Origin of the sequence: Litoribacter ruber, assembly GCF_018449405.1 — a bacterium.
Lineage (GTDB): Bacteria > Bacteroidota > Bacteroidia > Cytophagales > Cyclobacteriaceae > Litoribacter > Litoribacter ruber.
Map to the genome: position 1 here is coordinate 439,275 of NZ_JAHCMY010000002.1, position 15,193 is coordinate 454,467.

The 15,193-nt window shown below is 45.5% G+C and carries 15 protein-coding genes; 5 read left to right on the plus strand and 10 right to left on the minus strand.

All coding sequences use genetic code 11. From position 1 onward, the window contains the following. Positions 1-11 precede the first annotated feature (11 nt). Positions 12-911, plus strand: a complete 900-nt coding sequence (locus KI659_RS06515; RefSeq protein ID WP_213944552.1) for a DMT family transporter — start codon at positions 12-14, stop codon at positions 909-911. Here KI659_RS06515 and KI659_RS06520 read toward each other — a convergent pair whose 3' ends face one another. The 6 genes from KI659_RS06520 to KI659_RS06545 form a co-directional block, all read right to left on the minus strand. Continuing rightward, entirely contained in the window at positions 912-2,372 is a 1,461-nt protein-coding gene (locus KI659_RS06520) for a potassium/proton antiporter (RefSeq protein WP_213944553.1), read from the minus strand. It lies immediately after the preceding gene. A 58-nt stretch (positions 2,373-2,430) separates the two neighbouring features. Then, the gene (locus tag KI659_RS06525) at positions 2,431-3,507 is read right to left on the minus strand and encodes a DUF3810 domain-containing protein (RefSeq protein WP_213944554.1); all 1,077 of its coding nucleotides are present in this window, start codon (positions 3,505-3,507) and stop codon (positions 2,431-2,433) included. A gap of 73 nt (positions 3,508-3,580) precedes the next feature. Continuing rightward, positions 3,581-4,165 carry a NifU family protein gene (locus tag KI659_RS06530; protein ID WP_213944555.1) on the minus strand — a complete coding sequence of 195 codons (585 nt, stop codon included), beginning with the start codon at positions 4,163-4,165 and terminating at the stop codon, positions 3,581-3,583. A 73-nt stretch (positions 4,166-4,238) separates the two neighbouring features. Further along, positions 4,239-5,609, minus strand: a complete 1,371-nt coding sequence (locus KI659_RS06535) for a dicarboxylate/amino acid:cation symporter (RefSeq protein WP_213944556.1) — start codon at positions 5,607-5,609, stop codon at positions 4,239-4,241. A gap of 22 nt (positions 5,610-5,631) precedes the next feature. After that, a complete protein-coding gene (gene aroC, locus KI659_RS06540) occupies positions 5,632-6,708 on the minus strand; it encodes a chorismate synthase (protein WP_213944557.1) in 1,077 nt (358 codons plus the stop codon). A 5-nt stretch (positions 6,709-6,713) separates the two neighbouring features. Next, the gene (locus KI659_RS06545; protein ID WP_213944558.1) at positions 6,714-8,147 is read right to left on the minus strand and encodes a BatD family protein; all 1,434 of its coding nucleotides are present in this window, start codon (positions 8,145-8,147) and stop codon (positions 6,714-6,716) included. A gap of 117 nt (positions 8,148-8,264) precedes the next feature. Here KI659_RS06545 and KI659_RS06550 point away from each other — a divergent pair, with 117 nt between their 5' ends. Next, positions 8,265-8,456, plus strand: coding sequence for a hypothetical protein (locus KI659_RS06550; protein WP_143959582.1), 192 nt, complete (start codon positions 8,265-8,267; stop codon positions 8,454-8,456). A 92-nt stretch (positions 8,457-8,548) separates the two neighbouring features. Here the strand turns inward: KI659_RS06550 and queG are convergent, their stop codons facing one another. Both queG and ruvB read right to left on the minus strand, forming a co-directional pair. Next, positions 8,549-9,481 carry a tRNA epoxyqueuosine(34) reductase QueG gene (queG, locus tag KI659_RS06555; protein ID WP_213944559.1) on the minus strand — a complete coding sequence of 311 codons (933 nt, stop codon included), beginning with the start codon at positions 9,479-9,481 and terminating at the stop codon, positions 8,549-8,551. A 2-nt stretch (positions 9,482-9,483) separates the two neighbouring features. Then, on the minus strand, positions 9,484-10,521 hold the full coding sequence (ruvB, locus tag KI659_RS06560; protein WP_213944560.1) for a Holliday junction branch migration DNA helicase RuvB: 1,038 nt from the start codon (positions 10,519-10,521) through the stop codon (positions 9,484-9,486). 159 nt (positions 10,522-10,680) lie between these two features. On the opposite strand from ruvB, the gene KI659_RS06565 reads away from it, so the two are divergent. Genes KI659_RS06565 through KI659_RS06575 form a run of 3 tightly spaced genes read left to right on the plus strand, consistent with a single transcriptional unit; the run spans position 10,681 to position 13,233 of the window. Beyond that, positions 10,681-11,745 (plus strand): FAD:protein FMN transferase, encoded by a 1,065-nt coding sequence (locus KI659_RS06565; RefSeq protein ID WP_213944561.1) that lies wholly within the window; start codon positions 10,681-10,683, stop codon positions 11,743-11,745. Then, positions 11,745-12,506, plus strand: a complete 762-nt coding sequence (locus KI659_RS06570; protein WP_213944562.1) for a class I SAM-dependent methyltransferase — start codon at positions 11,745-11,747, stop codon at positions 12,504-12,506. The genes KI659_RS06565 and KI659_RS06570 overlap by 1 nt, the downstream gene beginning before the upstream one ends. Continuing rightward, the gene (locus KI659_RS06575; RefSeq protein ID WP_213944563.1) at positions 12,496-13,233 is read left to right on the plus strand and encodes a ZIP family metal transporter; all 738 of its coding nucleotides are present in this window, start codon (positions 12,496-12,498) and stop codon (positions 13,231-13,233) included. Before KI659_RS06570 ends, KI659_RS06575 begins: the two co-directional genes overlap by 11 nt. Here the strand turns inward: KI659_RS06575 and KI659_RS06580 are convergent. Next, positions 13,230-13,796, minus strand: coding sequence for a TlpA family protein disulfide reductase (locus KI659_RS06580; RefSeq protein ID WP_213944564.1), 567 nt, complete (start codon positions 13,794-13,796; stop codon positions 13,230-13,232). The two genes, KI659_RS06575 and KI659_RS06580, sit on opposite strands and share 4 nt — an antisense overlap. After that, positions 13,797-15,185, minus strand: a complete 1,389-nt coding sequence (locus KI659_RS06585) for a DUF4403 family protein (RefSeq protein ID WP_213944565.1) — start codon at positions 15,183-15,185, stop codon at positions 13,797-13,799. Between the last annotated feature and the right edge of the window lie 8 nt (positions 15,186-15,193).

Here is a 15,193-nt window from a genome sequence, read left to right on the forward strand (position 1 = left end):
CTATAAAAATATTGACACCACAAACTAATCCGGAAAGAGCCCTCAAAAGTTGGCTCTTTCTAATTTTATTGGCCCTGATATGGGGGAGTTCATTTATTTTGATCAAAAGGGGTTTGCTCGTTTTTTCGCCAGGTGAAGTTGGAGCATATAGAATTGTTTCCGCTGGGCTCTTTTTATTACCCCTGTCCATCCCTCGCTTGAGGCGGCTCAATAGAAAACAGGTTTTCAACCTAATAGTGGTGGGATTTGTGGGAAGCTTTATCCCCGCCTTTCTTTTTGCCAAAGCCCAAACCCAGCTTTCCAGCTCCCTGACAGGTGTGCTCAATGCACTTACGCCACTATTTGTGGTGATAGTAGGGGCGCTGTTTTTCAATTCCCGGATCACCCAGCGCAATGCGGTTGGACTCTTGATTGCTTTTGTGGGGGTGAACCTGTTGATTTTATCCAGAGAAGGCGGCAGTGTAGGTGGCCTGTTGGATATCAATTTCTATGCGTTTTTTGTGCTTTTGGCCACCCTCTGCTATGGGGTAAATCTTAATCTCATCAAGCATTGGTTTGTCATGCTTAAACCGGTGGAGATCACGGCTATTTCCCTGATGATGGTTTTGCCAGTAGCCGCTCTATATTTGTTTCTTGGGACGGACTTTTCTTTCAAGCTGGTCCATGAGGAGGGCGCGATGCTGGCAGCGGGGTACATTACCATCTTGGGTGTGTTAGGTACCGCAATTGCGCTGATCTTGTTCAACATGTTGGTGAAGATTGCCTCGCCGGTATTTGCAAGCACAGTCACCTACTTAATTCCCATAGTCGCCATTATTTGGGGAGTTTGGGATGGTGAAGTCCTCCTTTTAGGCCATTATTTGGGCATAGGGGCGGTTATTCTGGGCGTTTGGGTGGGCAATCGGAAGTGATTATACTCCCAAGGTAGCCTTCACCTTATTTTCCTCACTTTCGGTATTCATCATTATTAACAGTTTGTCGCCCCCCTTCAACTCAGTGAGTCCATTTGGGGTGATAAATTTTTCGTTTCGGTTAATCAGAACGATCAGGGAAGTCTTGGGGAAATCCAGCTCCCAGATCTTTTTCCCATCTATTTCAGAATCCTCCGGTAAGTCCACTTCTACCAAGGCATTTTTGAAATCCTCTGAAAGCTCCAGGTCCAACAATGATCTTCTTTTCAAACCATCCGGGACGGCAAGGGACAGCCATTTGGCCATTAATGATAGCGTAGTCGCTTGCAGGGCCACCGAGGTCAATACAATGAAAAAGACAATGTTGAAGATGATGTTAGATTTTTCAATGCCGGCAATCAACGGGAATGTGGCAAATACAATAGGTACTGCACCTCTTAAACCAACCCAGCTGATGAACAACTTGTCCCGTATTTTGTACTTGAAAAAAGCCAAGGATATAAAAACCCCTAACGGTCGGGCCACAAATATCAGGAAAAGTGATACTAAAGCTCCAAGACCAATCACCGGTAATACTTGGGAAGGAAATACCAGTAGGCCCAAGGTGATGAACATGACGATCTGCATTAGCCAGGCCACACCGTCGAAGAATTTGATCAAACTCTTCTTGTGCACCATTTTGCCGTTTCCTATGGCCAAGGCTGCCACATAAACTCCCAAGAAGCCATTACCACCTGCAAAATCAATAACTGCATAAAGCATGGCCACCAATCCCAACATAAAAACAGGGTATAAACCCTCATATTCCAAGTTGATGCGGTTGATGGTTAGCACGATTGCCCTGCCCAGCAAATAGCCCCCGGCTCCGCCAATAGCCATCTGCATGAAGAATACGGGGATAAGGTCTGAGAAAGTGAAATTGTCAATGGCGAGAATAGAGGTGAGGCCGATAGTGAGGAAGTAGGCCATTGGATCGTTACTTCCTGATTCCAGCTCTAGCATCGGTCGCAGATTACCTTTCAGTCCTATGCTTTTGGCCCTTAAAATCCCAAATACGGCAGCTGCATCAGTGGAGGAAACAATGGCTCCCATTAGCAGGCCTTCCAGCAGGGAGAATGAACTTATTGCGTGAACAAAAAGCCCGACCGAAAGGGCAGTTAGCAAAACTCCTAGCGTCGATAGAGTTAATCCAGGCCCCAGTACGGGCTTGATGGATTCCCATTTGGTGTCTAAACCACCTGAAAACAAGATGTAGGTAAGAGCTGTAATTCCGAGAAACTGGGTAAGGTTCGGGTCGTCAAAATAAATCCCGCCCAGCCCTTCCGAGCCGGCAAGGATGCCAATTCCCAAGAAGAGCAAGAGAATAGGAATGCCCGCCTTCCCGGCCGTCTTACTAGCCACAATACTCAAGATGAGCAATACTGAAGAGATAAAAAGGATGTTTTCGGGAGTAACTACCATGGCTCAAGTAAAATACAAAGGTAAGAAAAAATGGAACTGATTACATGTAAGCTTCTATTTACTCGCCTTTGAGCCTGTTGCGCCAGGCATTGGCAAGCATGGGCAGCTGCTGATAACTCATCACCCCAGCTTTTACCCCTTGGGTTTTCAGGAAGATGTCGTTTGATCTTTTACTCAGTTCATTGGAGATTGGTTTGACCTCTTCCTTGTTTTTGAGGATGGAAGACAGGTCGTTTTTGATGCCTTTATTAAGCCTGGAAAATGTCTGCCTATAAAGATTTGGGCTAATACGGTAGAGATCACTGAGCTGGTACCGCAATAGCCTCAACTGCCCGCTGTACTGGAGTAAGGGGTCATTACTGTTTGCACAAATCACCCAGCCGATAAAGTTGGCCTCCCCCTCATCGGTTACCCCGTAGCTATGGGCCATTTCGTGGGCCACGGTAAAGGGACGCTCAAGGGGGTGAAGGGCAGCATCAATGTAACTTTCCCCAGTGAAAGGAAAATAGATGCCCAATATGCCCATGCGAGTCATGAATCCAGCAGGGTAAAAAAGCTTTGTTCGAGGATGTCCGGTAAAATTGAGCCCAAGCAGGTACAGGTTTTCCCGGATGTTGGCCCTCACGATATCCTCCACTTCCTCGTAAGGCAAGGTTTCTTCAATTGCCTCTTCATCAAGAGTAAGATTTTGACGAAGTTGCACAAGTATGTTACTGGTCAAATTAATTTCGCGCATGATCTCCTCCTCACTCAAGGGACGGGGGGAGAGGTCAAGCTGCTGAAAGATCGGCACCCGTTGATAATTGTACCCCCACAGGATGAGGAAAAAGAAAATCAGGGCACCTGAAAAATTGAAAATTGAGCGGAAAGTGTAGGCCACTTTCATTTTCACCCCCGGCTTTTGCGTCAGCAAATAATAAAAATAAATGCCAACTGCAATAAATATAGAAAGTACGAAAAGGTAGACTGTAGGGAATGGGAGTCTGGAAACGGTGAGGTCGATCACATTTCTGACTACAGGGAAAAATGTCCTGGAATATATCTCCTCCGTACGCTCCGGGTTTTGCGCTGCAAAATACCGGATGACGAGGGCAAGCAATCCTAGGAGGGCCCATGCCCAGTCTTTTCTAAACATAGATTTGGGATAATCGGGGCTAAAGGGTGAAAAACCGATGCTGTCAGAGACTGCATCGGCTTAGATTTTTTTATCAGACGCCTTCGGCTTCTACTGACGTGACTTCATTGGGAAGCATACGGGTCAGCAGATTTTCAATTCCAGCCTTCAAGGTAACGGTACTTGATGGGCAGCCTGAGCAAGAGCCTTGCAGCAACACCTTCACTACCCCATCTTGAAAGCTGTGAAAAACTATCGCTCCACCATCCTGCTCCACGGCCGGTCTGATATACTCATCCAGAATCCCTTTAATCTTTTTGACAGTCTCACTGTCGTTTTCATCGAATAGCGGATCCTTATCAAAAGCCTGAGTGACCGCTGGCTTACCAGATTCCAGGTATCCCTTTATCTGGGATCTTACATGGTCCCTGATATCTTCCCAAGCAACATCCTCTTTCTTGGTAACAGTCACAAAATTGGAGGCGATAAACACGCGGTCCACTGCAGCAAAATTAAAAAGCTCTTTGGCTAGGGGCGAGTTTTCGGTACTTTCCGCATCGGGGTAGTCAAAGCTGATTCCATCGTCGGCCAGCATGAAATTAACCACAAACTTTAAAGAGTTTGGGTTTGGATTTTCCTCCATGTAGATCTGTACCGGTCTTTTCTGTGCTTGAAGCATATATTTGTTTGTTAAAATCTATTCATTTTATCTAATGAAAGAATGGCGGTTTTAGTTCCGGCAAATACCCAGCTTATTTGGAATTTCCGACTTCCACCGGGGTGGTCTGCTCCTCGGGAGCGTTGGCCGTAAGGGGATTTGATCTTCTAATCAGCCCGTCAGGCAGCTCATTTTCCGTACTTGCCACTACTGTACATACGGTGGCGTCACCGGTTACGTTTACGATAGTTCTAAACATATCCAAAATCCTATCCGGGGCGATGATCAGGGCAATACCTGCTGCCGGCACATTGATGGATTCCAATACGATTATAAGCATAATTATCCCCGCACCTGGTACACCTGCTGAACCAATGGAAGCCAAAGTGGCGGTCAATACGATCATCAATTGCTGTGTTAGCGTAAGGTCCATGCCAAGCGCTTGGGCAATGAATACTGCTGCCACTCCTTGATACAAACTGGTTCCATCCATGTTGATGGTGGCCCCCAATGGGAGTACAAACGAGCTGACTTCCTCAGACACACCAATTTCCTCTTCTACCTGCTTCATGGTGACAGGAAGAGTTGCGGAGCTAGAACTGGTGGTAAAGGCCAAAAGCTGTGCTGGACGAATGGCTTTGAAAAAATCGATATAAGGTACTTTTGTAAATAATTTGAGAATGCCTGGGTAAACCACCAAGATGAGGAAAAACAAGCCTCCCAGTACTACCAAGCTATATTTAAGTAGAGCCAACAGCAACTCCACAGCCGAATCCGGATTGTCCCCGGCAATTTCGACAATCAGGGAAGCCATCAATGCAAAGACACCGTATGGTGCAATCATCATGATGTAGCCTACAATTTTAATGATCACATCATTGAGTCCATCGAAGAAGGCGATCACCGGAGTGGCCTTGTCTTTTGGCAATTGAAGCAAGGCTATTCCCACAATGATGGCAAAGAAAACCACCTGGAGCATGCTTGCATTGTCAGTAGCTGCCGCAAACACGTTTTCTGGCACGATGTCCACCAAAGGTTGCAACGGGCTTTGTTGCTGAAGCAGTTCGGCTTCAGTAGCTTTTGAACCTGCGGTGTCATCGTAAAGACTCATCAGGTTTTCACGGGTGTCTTCAGGAAGGCTCTTTCCAGGCTTGAAAATGTTCACCATCAAAAGACCAATGGTAACGGCTAGCACCGTGGTACACATGTAGGTCAAAATGGTTTTTCCTCCGATTCTGCTCAGTTTGGAAATATCCCCCAGATTTGAAACCCCCACAATCAAGGAGGCCAATACTAATGGAACCGCGATCATCTTGAGGGCATTGATGAAAATAGTACCCACCGGCTTGATATAATCCAAGGTGAATTGCGGCGGGATGGCTGTTTTGATGACCACCAATCCGAAAATAAGACCAAGGACCAGACCGATGATGATCTGGGTATGTAAAGGGATTTTCTTAAGCATTTTTACTGAATTACTATTGGGTTTACAATTTATTCAATTTATTGAGCAATAAATGGTCAGCTAGGACTAATGCGCACATAGCTTCCACAATCGGTACCGCTCTGGGTACCACGCAGGGGTCATGTCTGCCTTTGCCCGACACCGTGACAGCTTCTCCAGCCTCATTGATGCTGGCCTGATCCTGCATGATAGTGGCCACAGGCTTGAAAGCCACCTTGAAATAAATATCCTCGCCATTCGAAATGCCTCCTTGGATGCCCCCGGAATGGTTGGTTTTGGTTTTTACTTTCCCTTCCTCGGTATAAAATTCATCGTTGTGCTGGGAGCCTCTCAATGCGATCCCGGCAAATCCACTTCCGTATTCGAAACCTTTTACCGCATTGATGCTTAGCATGGCTTTGCCCAAATCGGCGTGTAGCCGGTCAAATACCGGTTCGCCAAGGCCGACAGGCGTGTTTTTCACTACGCAGCTCACGATTCCTCCCACCGTGTCCCTTTCTTTTCGGATCAGGTCAATATAGCCAATCATTTGCTCCGCCAGGGCGGCATCGGGACACCTTACAATGTTCGAGTCGGTTTGGCTGAGGTCGAGTTGCTGATAGGGTTTGTCGAGTTTGATTTCTCCTACTTGGCTTACATAGGCGTTTATTTGCACGCCATAATGCTTGAGTAATAACTTGGCTATCGCCCCTGCGGCAACTCTGGCAGCAGTTTCCCTCGCGCTGCTTCTCCCTCCGCCGCGGTAATCGCGCAGACCGTATTTGGCCTGATAGGTGAAATCGGCATGTGAAGGGCGGAAACTCTCGGCAATATGAGAATAGTCCTTGCTTTTTTGATCCTGGTTTCGGATCAGCATGGAAATGGGGGTGCCGGTTGATTTTCCTTCAAAAGTCCCTGACAGGATTTCTACCTCATCTCCCTCTTTGCGCTGCGTGGTGATTTTGGATTGGCCTGGCTTTCTTCTTTCCAGCTCTTTCTGAATAAATGCCTCATCAATCTCCAAGCCCGCCGGGCAACCGTCTACAATCACACCTATAGCTTTGCCATGCGACTCGCCAAAAGTGCTGATTCTAAATACCCTCCCAAATGAATTGCCCATCTAGTTTATTTTTTCCTCACTATCAACACAGCCAATAGAATTACGGCTGCAACTAACAGAATATTAATAAAGGTGGAAAAATAATACTTATATCGATGGTTTAAAAGTTTATTGTCCTCTACTTCGATTAAATCGTAGATTCCCCCCAGTCGGTTTGTAGATATGGCCTGGTTGGTTTTGCTCTCGCCCGACACGGCAAGGATGGCTCCCGGTCGGAGGGTGTCATATCTGTCCAAGGCCGTGTTAAAGAATATCCATTCAAAATGGTCCTTGAGGTGGATCTCCTCAGGTTCGTTAAGGCTCATGAAGTAGCTGAACTCCTTCAGGCCAGTCACTCTGCCTCGTCCCCTGTTGATCTGCAGGCGCACATTTGGATCGTAGGTATTGAGTTTTTGAAGGTTGTTTATGCGCGGTGGCTGGATGGAGTTGATGTTTCCTTCTCCGGTGATGCCAAAAGTATAGGTCAAGCCCTCGCCGGTTTGGGCTTCCTTGCGGCTAAAGTTTTCGCGAAGTCGGAAATTCCCCACACTTACCTCATTTCTCAACGGGTGTGGAGGTAGTTTTTTGACTTTAACCTCTTTTGCCGAGGAATAAAAGGTTTTGTAATCCTCTTGGCGGTTGCTGCCAAAAAAGGAGGGGTTTTTGGCGATTTTGTATTTGATCATCTGCCAGCCTACCTGTGGGAGTTCTACTTGGCCTTCGGCAAAAGGGTAAAATGTGGCCTCGTAAACCCTGAAGCGTGTCCAGAATTTCCCGTTGATTTCGACCCGCTCCGGCTGAATATTGGTTACGTTGAAATTTTCCTCCCAGGCATTGGTAGGTTTGATTTTCCGAATAATCTCTTCAAGTTGCCTGCCTGGCTCATAAAATTGGAATGGGGCCTGATTGGATTCGGCCATGTAAAATGCTAAAGAGACATTAAAGCCTTCCCCAACATATACTTCATTTTTGTCCACTGCCATGGAAAAAAAAGCCTCATCATCTACTTCCACGTATTCTACTTCTTCCTCCCTTCCAAAAAAATCGTCAAAAGGATCTCTTCCCCGTCTTTGGGATTGCCTGGCGTCGGACACGGTGACGCTTTTTCCGTCTGAGCGGGCCTGTGTGCCGTTCACTGTCATGCTAAAGGGCTCCACGCGGTAAGTTCCTTGCCTGATAGGTTTGTAATATTGGATCACGCTATTGGTGCTCGTCATCTGCCCATTCACGATGTTCATGGAAGAGGATTGTGAGATTCCTTGCTTTTGAAATCCATTTATTTCAGGAAATTGATCGTATGATTTTATTTTTTCATTGGAAATTACTATTTTTACGCTGAACGTTTCATTGACCCCGATTTCATCCGGTCCAAGTTCTATCCGAACATCCTGGCCCAGCAGAGGCAGACAATAAAAGGATATCAGGAGTAATAGTATGGGTTTCAAATACGTTATGTTCATAGCCGGCTTTACACTTATTAACTGCAAATTAATAAGTATATTTTAAACGTAACAAACTGTTCGGGAAGCCGTATGAGATTTTAATATTATTTAATATAAACCTAAATTTAGAGAGCCATGATAGAGTACGTTAAGACCATTTTATTAAAGGTGAGTTTTGACAAAAAGCTTTTTGAAAAGGAATTGAAAAAAGGCTTAAGTTTATTGGTTCCGTCAGAAGTGCAAGAGTTCAAAACATGGTGTTACGGCACCTTCTCCAACCTTTACGGACCAGTACTAAACAAACACTTTACGCAAATAGCAGCATAAATAACTTTCAAACCTCCCCTAAAAAGGAGGTTTTTTTATGCTTGTCGGTCTTCGGTCTTTAAAATTCTTCGGGCTCCCGTCTCCCGTCTTCCTTACTTCAAAAAATCAATATTCCTCTTCAATCCCGCCAATTTCGTTCTTTTCACGGCGGATTTCTGAAAAAGCCTTCCAAAAGTCTCCTGCGTTATTTCTTCCCAATCCCGCTTATTCATGTCCTCTAATTCTGGGTGGGGTAAAAATTGTTCTTCCTGATGGGGTTTTGAAAACCTGTTCCAAGGGCACACATCCTGGCAGATGTCGCAGCCAAACATCCAGTTTTCAAATTTGCCCTTCATTTCCGAAGGCAATTCTTCTTTTAATTCTATTGTGAAATACGAAATGCATTTTGAGCCATCCACCACTCCAGCCTGGGTGATGGCATCCGTGGGACACGCGTCTATGCACTTGGTGCAGCTTCCGCAATAATCCTTAGCCATGGGAATGTCCGGAGTAGCTTCAAGATCGATGATGAGTTCTGCCAAAAAAAAGAAGCTTCCCATTTTTCGGTTTAAAAGAAGGCTGTTTTTTCCCAGCCACCCGATTCCGGACTTGGCGGCCCATTGCCGTTCCATCACCGGTGCGGAATCCACAAATGCTCTTCCATTGATCCCGCCAAGCTTTTCCTGCAGGTTAAAAAGAAATTCTTTCAATTTATCTTTTATGACAAAATGATAATCTTTGCCATATGCATACTTGGCGATTTTATAGTCGTCCTTGCCCTCTGGCAATCTTTCCGGAGGGTAATAATTATAGATCAGGCTCACGACCGTTTTGGCGCCGTCTACTAAAAGCCTCGGATCAAGCCTTTTGTCAAAATGGTTGGCCATGTAGGCCATTTTGCCCTGGTAATTCCGCGATAGCCACTCTTCCAGCTTGGGAGCTTCCTCTTCCAAAAAGCCGGCTCGGGCAATGCCACAAAAATCAAAACCCAGCTCTTGAGCCAGGCTTTTGATGATATGTGCATTATGGTCAGGGTTGAAGGGCATGATTATTCCGAAAACAGCGTGCCTGTGGCGCCGCCAAAATTGGATTTGATATTTAAGTGCTTATAAGCCAGTTCGGTAGCCATTCGTCCGCGGCTGGTTCTCTTCAGGTAACCTTCCTGGATCAGGAACGGCTCATACACCTCTTCAATAGTTTCCGCTTCCTCACTACAGGCTGTGGCTATGGTGCCCAGCCCCACCGGACCGCCTTTAAATTTCTCGATGATGGTCAGCAGGATTCTGTTATCCATTTCATCCAAGCCATTTTCATCCACATCCAGAGCATTAAGGGCTATTTTCGATATTTCAAGGGTGATTTTACCATTCCCCTTGATCTCTGCAAAATCCCTGGTTCTTCTCAATAAATTGTTTGCAATCCTCGGCGTTCCCCTGCTCCTCCGGGCAATTTCATAGGCCGCAATTTCATCGATTGGGGTGTTTAGAATATGGGCCGACCGGCTCACAATGGTGGTTAAGAGCTTGGCGTCATAATACTCCAGCCTTGCATTGATCCCAAATCTTGCCCTCAACGGTGAAGTCAGCAATCCTGATCGGGTAGTAGCCCCAATCAAGGTAAAGGGGTTCAATGAAATCTGTACCGTACGAGCATTAGGACCCGAGTCCAGCATGATGTCGATCCTAAAGTCCTCCATGGCAGAATAAAGGTATTCTTCCACAATGGGATTGAGCCGGTGGATTTCATCGATAAATAGTACATCTCCATCATCCAAGTTGGTCAAAAGACCGGCAAGATCGGAAGGTTTGTCCAACACCGGTCCAGAGGTAATCTTGATATTGGACTCCAATTCATTGGCGATAATATTGCTCAGGGTGGTTTTTCCCAAACCTGGAGGTCCGTGCAGCAGTACGTGGTCGAGGGATTCCCCGCGTTTTTTTGCCGCGGACACGAAAATTTTAAGGTTTTCTACAATTTTGTACTGTCCAGTAAAGTCATCGAAAGAAAGCGGGCGCAAGGCCTTTTCTATTTCTCTGTCGCTTTGGCTCAGGTGTTCATTTTCTCCGCTCAAATAATCTTCTCTCATGCGCTTTATTTATTCTGGAACCACAAAGATAAGCATCTGCTCGGGCATTCACAGCAACAATGTCGGGCAGGAACTATTTTTCCGTCCACATGGCTTTAAGAAAAGCCTAACGGCAAAATTGTTGAGAATCCATTACCTTTGCAGGAAATTTCCTTGAATATGCGAAACAACGCCCGAAAAAACGTCATTTACTCCATCATTTTATTATTGATTGTCTTTATCGTATTCCTTTACAGGCAAAATCAACAAAATCCACGCGAGGCAACCACCGTGGAACAGGATGGGAGAGTGATTTTGACAGGTCAAACTATGGGCACCACCTACCGAGTGGTCTACCTGGACGAGCAGTCCAGAGATTTCAAAAAGCAGATCGATTCCGTATTTGTAGCTTTTAACAAATCCCAGTCTACCTATATCGAGGATTCCGAGATCAGCAGATTTAATCGTCAGGATACCTTGGAGTTTGAAAGTCCGTATTTTTTGGAAGTGCTGGAATCCAGCCGGGAGGTTTTTGAATTGACGAAGGGTTCTTTTGATCCCACTATAGGCCCCTTGGTGAATGTTTGGGGCTTTGGCCCTGAAGGTGCACAGCGGAAGGACAGTACGGAAATTAAGGATTTACTTCGACTGGTCGACTTCAACTTGATCGGATACGATAGCAACCAGGTGTGGAAAACCAAGCCGGGGGTATATTTGGATTTTAGTGCCATTGCCAAAGGCTATGGGGTGGATGTAGTGGTGGACTTTTTAGAAGAGCAGGGCATCTATAACATGCTGGTGGAAATCGGGGGGGAATTGGTAGCCCGGGGCGTCAATGAAAACGGGGAACTGTGGAAGGTTGGCATCAACCAGCCGGACGAGACGGGTGCGAAAGACGACCTCTTCAGTATCATAGCTTTGGATAACCAAGGGTTGGCAACTTCCGGTAACTACCGGAATTTTTATGAAAGAGATGGCATCAAATACTCTCATACTATAAGTCCCAAAACAGGTTTTCCAGTAAGACATAGCCTGCTAAGTGCCACCGTAGTGGCGGAAAACTGCATGCTGGCCGATGCCTATGCCACTGCTTTGATGGTAATGGGAACTGAAGAAGCTATTGCCTTGCAGGAGTCCTCCCAAGCCTTTGAGATGCTTTTGATATTCAATGATGAGGAAGGAAAGTTGGAGACCTTTGTCAGTGAAGGTTTAAAACCATTTATTTCATTTATAGATAGAGATTAATGGATAGAATTGAAGCGGTTGACAAGAAGGATTGGTTCGGTAAATGGTTCGACAGTCCGTATTACCATATTTTATATAAAAACAGGGATTTTGCCGAAGCCAGAAGGTTTATTGATAATGTAGATGGTTATTTCAAGTTTGACAGTTCTGCCCACGTGATGGATCTGGCTTGTGGCAAGGGACGACATAGCATTTATTTAAATCAAAAAGGCCATCGGGTAACGGGACTGGACCTTTCCCCTCAAAACATTGCCTATGCCAAGAGTTTTGAAAACGAACTTTTGGATTTTGATGTGCATGATATGCGGGAGGTGTATGCAAAATCCAGATTTTCCCATGTAGTCAATTTATTCACCAGCTTTGGCTATTTTAGTGAGGAAGAGGATAATCTCCGCGTATTCCAATCTGTGTGTGAAGCCCTCAAGCCTGGCGGATACTTTCTTCTGGATTATTTGAATCCTGACAAGGTGATCGATTCCATGAAGGCTTATGAGGTGAAAAACGTGGATGGCGTCAAGTTTGAAATCCGCAAAGCGGTTGAGAATGGCTTTATCGTCAAAGATATTAGTTTTGAAGATGGCAGTGAATACCATTTTCAGGAGAGAGTACAGGTACTGAGGGAAGAGCAGTTTGAGCACTTCTTTGAAAAAGTAGGGTTGGACTTGAAAGTAGTTTATGGGGATTATGATTTGAACCCCTTTAGTTTTCACGAAAGTGACAGGATGATTTTTATAGCGCAAAAACCTACCCATGCTCATTAATTTTGGTTTGCTTTTCTTTTCGGCTTTATTGGCCGGGTTAGTGGCGATTTTGGTGCCCCATTGGCGAGAGCAGGATTTCAAGAAAGTCCTGATTTTTGCCGGTTCGTACCTGTTTTCGATCACCATCCTACATATTTTTCCGGAGCTTTTTGCCGATAGGGAGTCCGCATATTACATGGGCCTTTATATTCTGTTGGGTTTTTTGTTACAGCAATTGTTGGAGTTTATGTCCTCTGGTATCGAGCACGGGCACCTGCATACCCATGGAAACGGCCACAAAGGCAATACCGTCACTACGCTGATGATCGGACTTTTTCTCCATGCATTTCTGGAGGGGACCCTTCTGTCAAAGCAACCTGAATTATCAGGCCATCACCATGGGAGTGAGACGCTTTTGATCGGTATGATCTTGCATAAAATCCCTGAAGCCTTTGCTCTAGTGGCTGTATTGCTTACCAGGTTGAAAAAACGACTTGTACTGATTCTTTTAGTGGTTTTTGCCTTGGCTTCACCCTTTGGAATGCTTTCGACGGATTTGCTTTACAGTCAAGCGGTGATTGGTCCTAGTACAATCAATATGCTGTTTGGCTTGGTGGCTGGAGGCTTTTTGCACATTTCTACCACCATTATCTTTGAAAGTAGCCCGCAGCATAAGTTTCAGCTCCAAAAGTTGCTCATTATTATGCTGGCAGCCGGCCTCGCCATTCTGTCCGAATACGTAATTTAATTCTTGAGGTACTTCTGGATTTCTTTTTCCAGCCTGGGATGGCTTGGATTGTAGGCTTGGTTGTTTAGGATTTTGCCTTCTTTGGATATAATGACATATCTGGGCACTGCAATCACCACTCCCTCAAAATCCTTTTCTTTATAGTTGTAATAAACGAATGGGTAAATGGGATTTGACTCATCGGTGCCTATCCAATAACTGTTGGTGGTCCAATTGCGCTTGGTGACATAATCGCCCCAATATTCCTGCCTGTCATCAATGGATATCTTAACAAACTCCACCTCCTGATCCCCGAATTTTTCGGCCAAAGCCTCGAAATATGGGGTTTGCTGAATACACGGGCCGCACCAACTTGCCCAGAAATCCAAAACCAACAATTTTCCCTCAAACTCGGAAAAGTTAATTGAGTTTCCATTCACATCCACCAAGGGACCCAATGGTGCCTTTTCCCCGTTGTTGACGGTTTTCATCCTAGTCAACTTTTCCTGCTGACTGGTGGTGGATTGCGCCATGTTGATCAAGGGGAAAAGTATGGCAAAAAATAGTAAAAAATGCTTTTTCATTTAAAGTTGTTTAATCCTGACATCGACCTCTCCGGTAGAGTGGAGGTATAGCCGCACATCCTCGGGAGTCGTATATATTCCAAGTACATCCAATTTAGGATTTTTTATCGAGATAGATGCAAAATCGGTCTGAATATCACTGTGTTTCCTGATCTCAGTTTTGGCCTCCTGCAAATAATCTCCAATTGGGAAAAAGGCTCTTTTTTCAATTTCCGTCGTGATTTTGTTTTGCTTAAGCCAGTTGGCCGAGTTGGCCAACAAGTTTTTGGTGTTGAGGTCAAACTCAATTTCTTCAAAATAGATGGCTTCGCGCTCACTGTCGTAAGCCGGCTTGCCCACCAAGTACAAATCTCCACTCAGGTCTTTTTTTCCGGTTCTTTTTGCGGTAAAATTCATTTTGACAAGCGCCCTGTCTCCAAAATCCTGCGTCGTAAATTTCTTTGGTATCAAAACCGTGCCTTTTTCAATCTGAAATAGCTCGCCAATTAGTTCTGTGTTCAGATAATGATCAATTTGGGCATACCCGATGCTAATGGGCAGGGTGATGTCTGCGCCCTTCTTGGACAGGTTATTTTTTGCCAATTTTGGCAACTGGTTGCTTTTTACCGCTGGCTTTTGGCCAACGGTGGTGGCTACATCTCCTTCCAGACCCACATGCAGCTTCAGGTTTTGCCCGCTGATCTCTTCGGTGAGAAATAACGTGTGAGGTCTTGTGGTCACAAAAGCCTGATGGCCATTTTGGGAAAAGGGCAGCGGCTCGCTGAAATTCTGCCAGGCACTCTGCAGTACACCTCTGAAATTCACACCTTGGAAATTATTGGCCACCAGCTGGCTTTCAAGCAGTTTTTGCAGGTGTTTTCTCAATAGGGGATCCAGATCCAATTTATATCCCAACAGCTCATACTGTAAAGGTCGGCCCCATCCCTCAATCTGCACATCGGCAAACTGTATGCTGTAGTCCTCTCCAATTTCCGGACGGAAACTGATCTCCGGCGCCAGCATTTCGTCAAAAGGAATGGCTGTGGAAATGGTCTGGCCAAATAACTTCTTCTCCACATTAAGCTTCCCTTTTAAGTGCATGGGCAATTGGAACATCAGCTTTTTGTCCATGTAAGGAGAAAGCTTGGCATTGCCGGTTTTGGTCACCTCCACATCTGTGGTCAGGCCGCTGCCTACAGGGATCTGCTTTTCGGCAAACAAGAGGTCCTTAAATTCCTGATTGAGCTTTTGTTCGATAGAGCTCAAGGGTATTTCCAGAGGAAAATAAATCGATGATTTGGCCTCTGGCAAAGGGGCTGCCTCCTGGGAGGACTTGGGTTTTTCAGGATTGATACCTTTGCAGGCACTGAATGCAAAAGTAATTAAAGCTATATATAAGAATTTGCGCATTGTCTTTT

What these genes read in the sequence shown, in the direction of transcription:
- KI659_RS06520 (WP_213944553.1), bottom strand. Translation starts at nt 2,372, where the DNA reads ATGGTAGTTACTCCCGAAAACATCCTTTTTATCTCTTCAGTATTGCTC.
- KI659_RS06525 (WP_213944554.1), bottom strand. Translation starts at nt 3,507, where the DNA reads ATGTTTAGAAAAGACTGGGCATGGGCCCTCCTAGGATTGCTTGCCCTC.
- KI659_RS06530 (WP_213944555.1), bottom strand. Translation starts at nt 4,165, where the DNA reads ATGCTTCAAGCACAGAAAAGACCGGTACAGATCTACATGGAGGAAAAT.
- KI659_RS06535 (WP_213944556.1), bottom strand. Translation starts at nt 5,609, where the DNA reads ATGCTTAAGAAAATCCCTTTACATACCCAGATCATCATCGGTCTGGTC.
- aroC (WP_213944557.1), bottom strand. Translation starts at nt 6,708, where the DNA reads ATGGGCAATTCATTTGGGAGGGTATTTAGAATCAGCACTTTTGGCGAG.
- KI659_RS06545 (WP_213944558.1), bottom strand. Translation starts at nt 8,147, where the DNA reads ATGAACATAACGTATTTGAAACCCATACTATTACTCCTGATATCCTTT.
- KI659_RS06550 (WP_143959582.1), top strand. Translation starts at nt 8,265, where the DNA reads ATGATAGAGTACGTTAAGACCATTTTATTAAAGGTGAGTTTTGACAAA.
- queG (WP_213944559.1), bottom strand. Translation starts at nt 9,481, where the DNA reads ATGCCCTTCAACCCTGACCATAATGCACATATCATCAAAAGCCTGGCT.
- ruvB (WP_213944560.1), bottom strand. Translation starts at nt 10,521, where the DNA reads ATGAGAGAAGATTATTTGAGCGGAGAAAATGAACACCTGAGCCAAAGC.
- KI659_RS06565 (WP_213944561.1), top strand. Translation starts at nt 10,681, where the DNA reads ATGCGAAACAACGCCCGAAAAAACGTCATTTACTCCATCATTTTATTA.
- KI659_RS06570 (WP_213944562.1), top strand. Translation starts at nt 11,745, where the DNA reads ATGGATAGAATTGAAGCGGTTGACAAGAAGGATTGGTTCGGTAAATGG.
- KI659_RS06575 (WP_213944563.1), top strand. Translation starts at nt 12,496, where the DNA reads ATGCTCATTAATTTTGGTTTGCTTTTCTTTTCGGCTTTATTGGCCGGG.
- KI659_RS06580 (WP_213944564.1), bottom strand. Translation starts at nt 13,796, where the DNA reads ATGAAAAAGCATTTTTTACTATTTTTTGCCATACTTTTCCCCTTGATC.
- KI659_RS06585 (WP_213944565.1), bottom strand. Translation starts at nt 15,185, where the DNA reads ATGCGCAAATTCTTATATATAGCTTTAATTACTTTTGCATTCAGTGCC.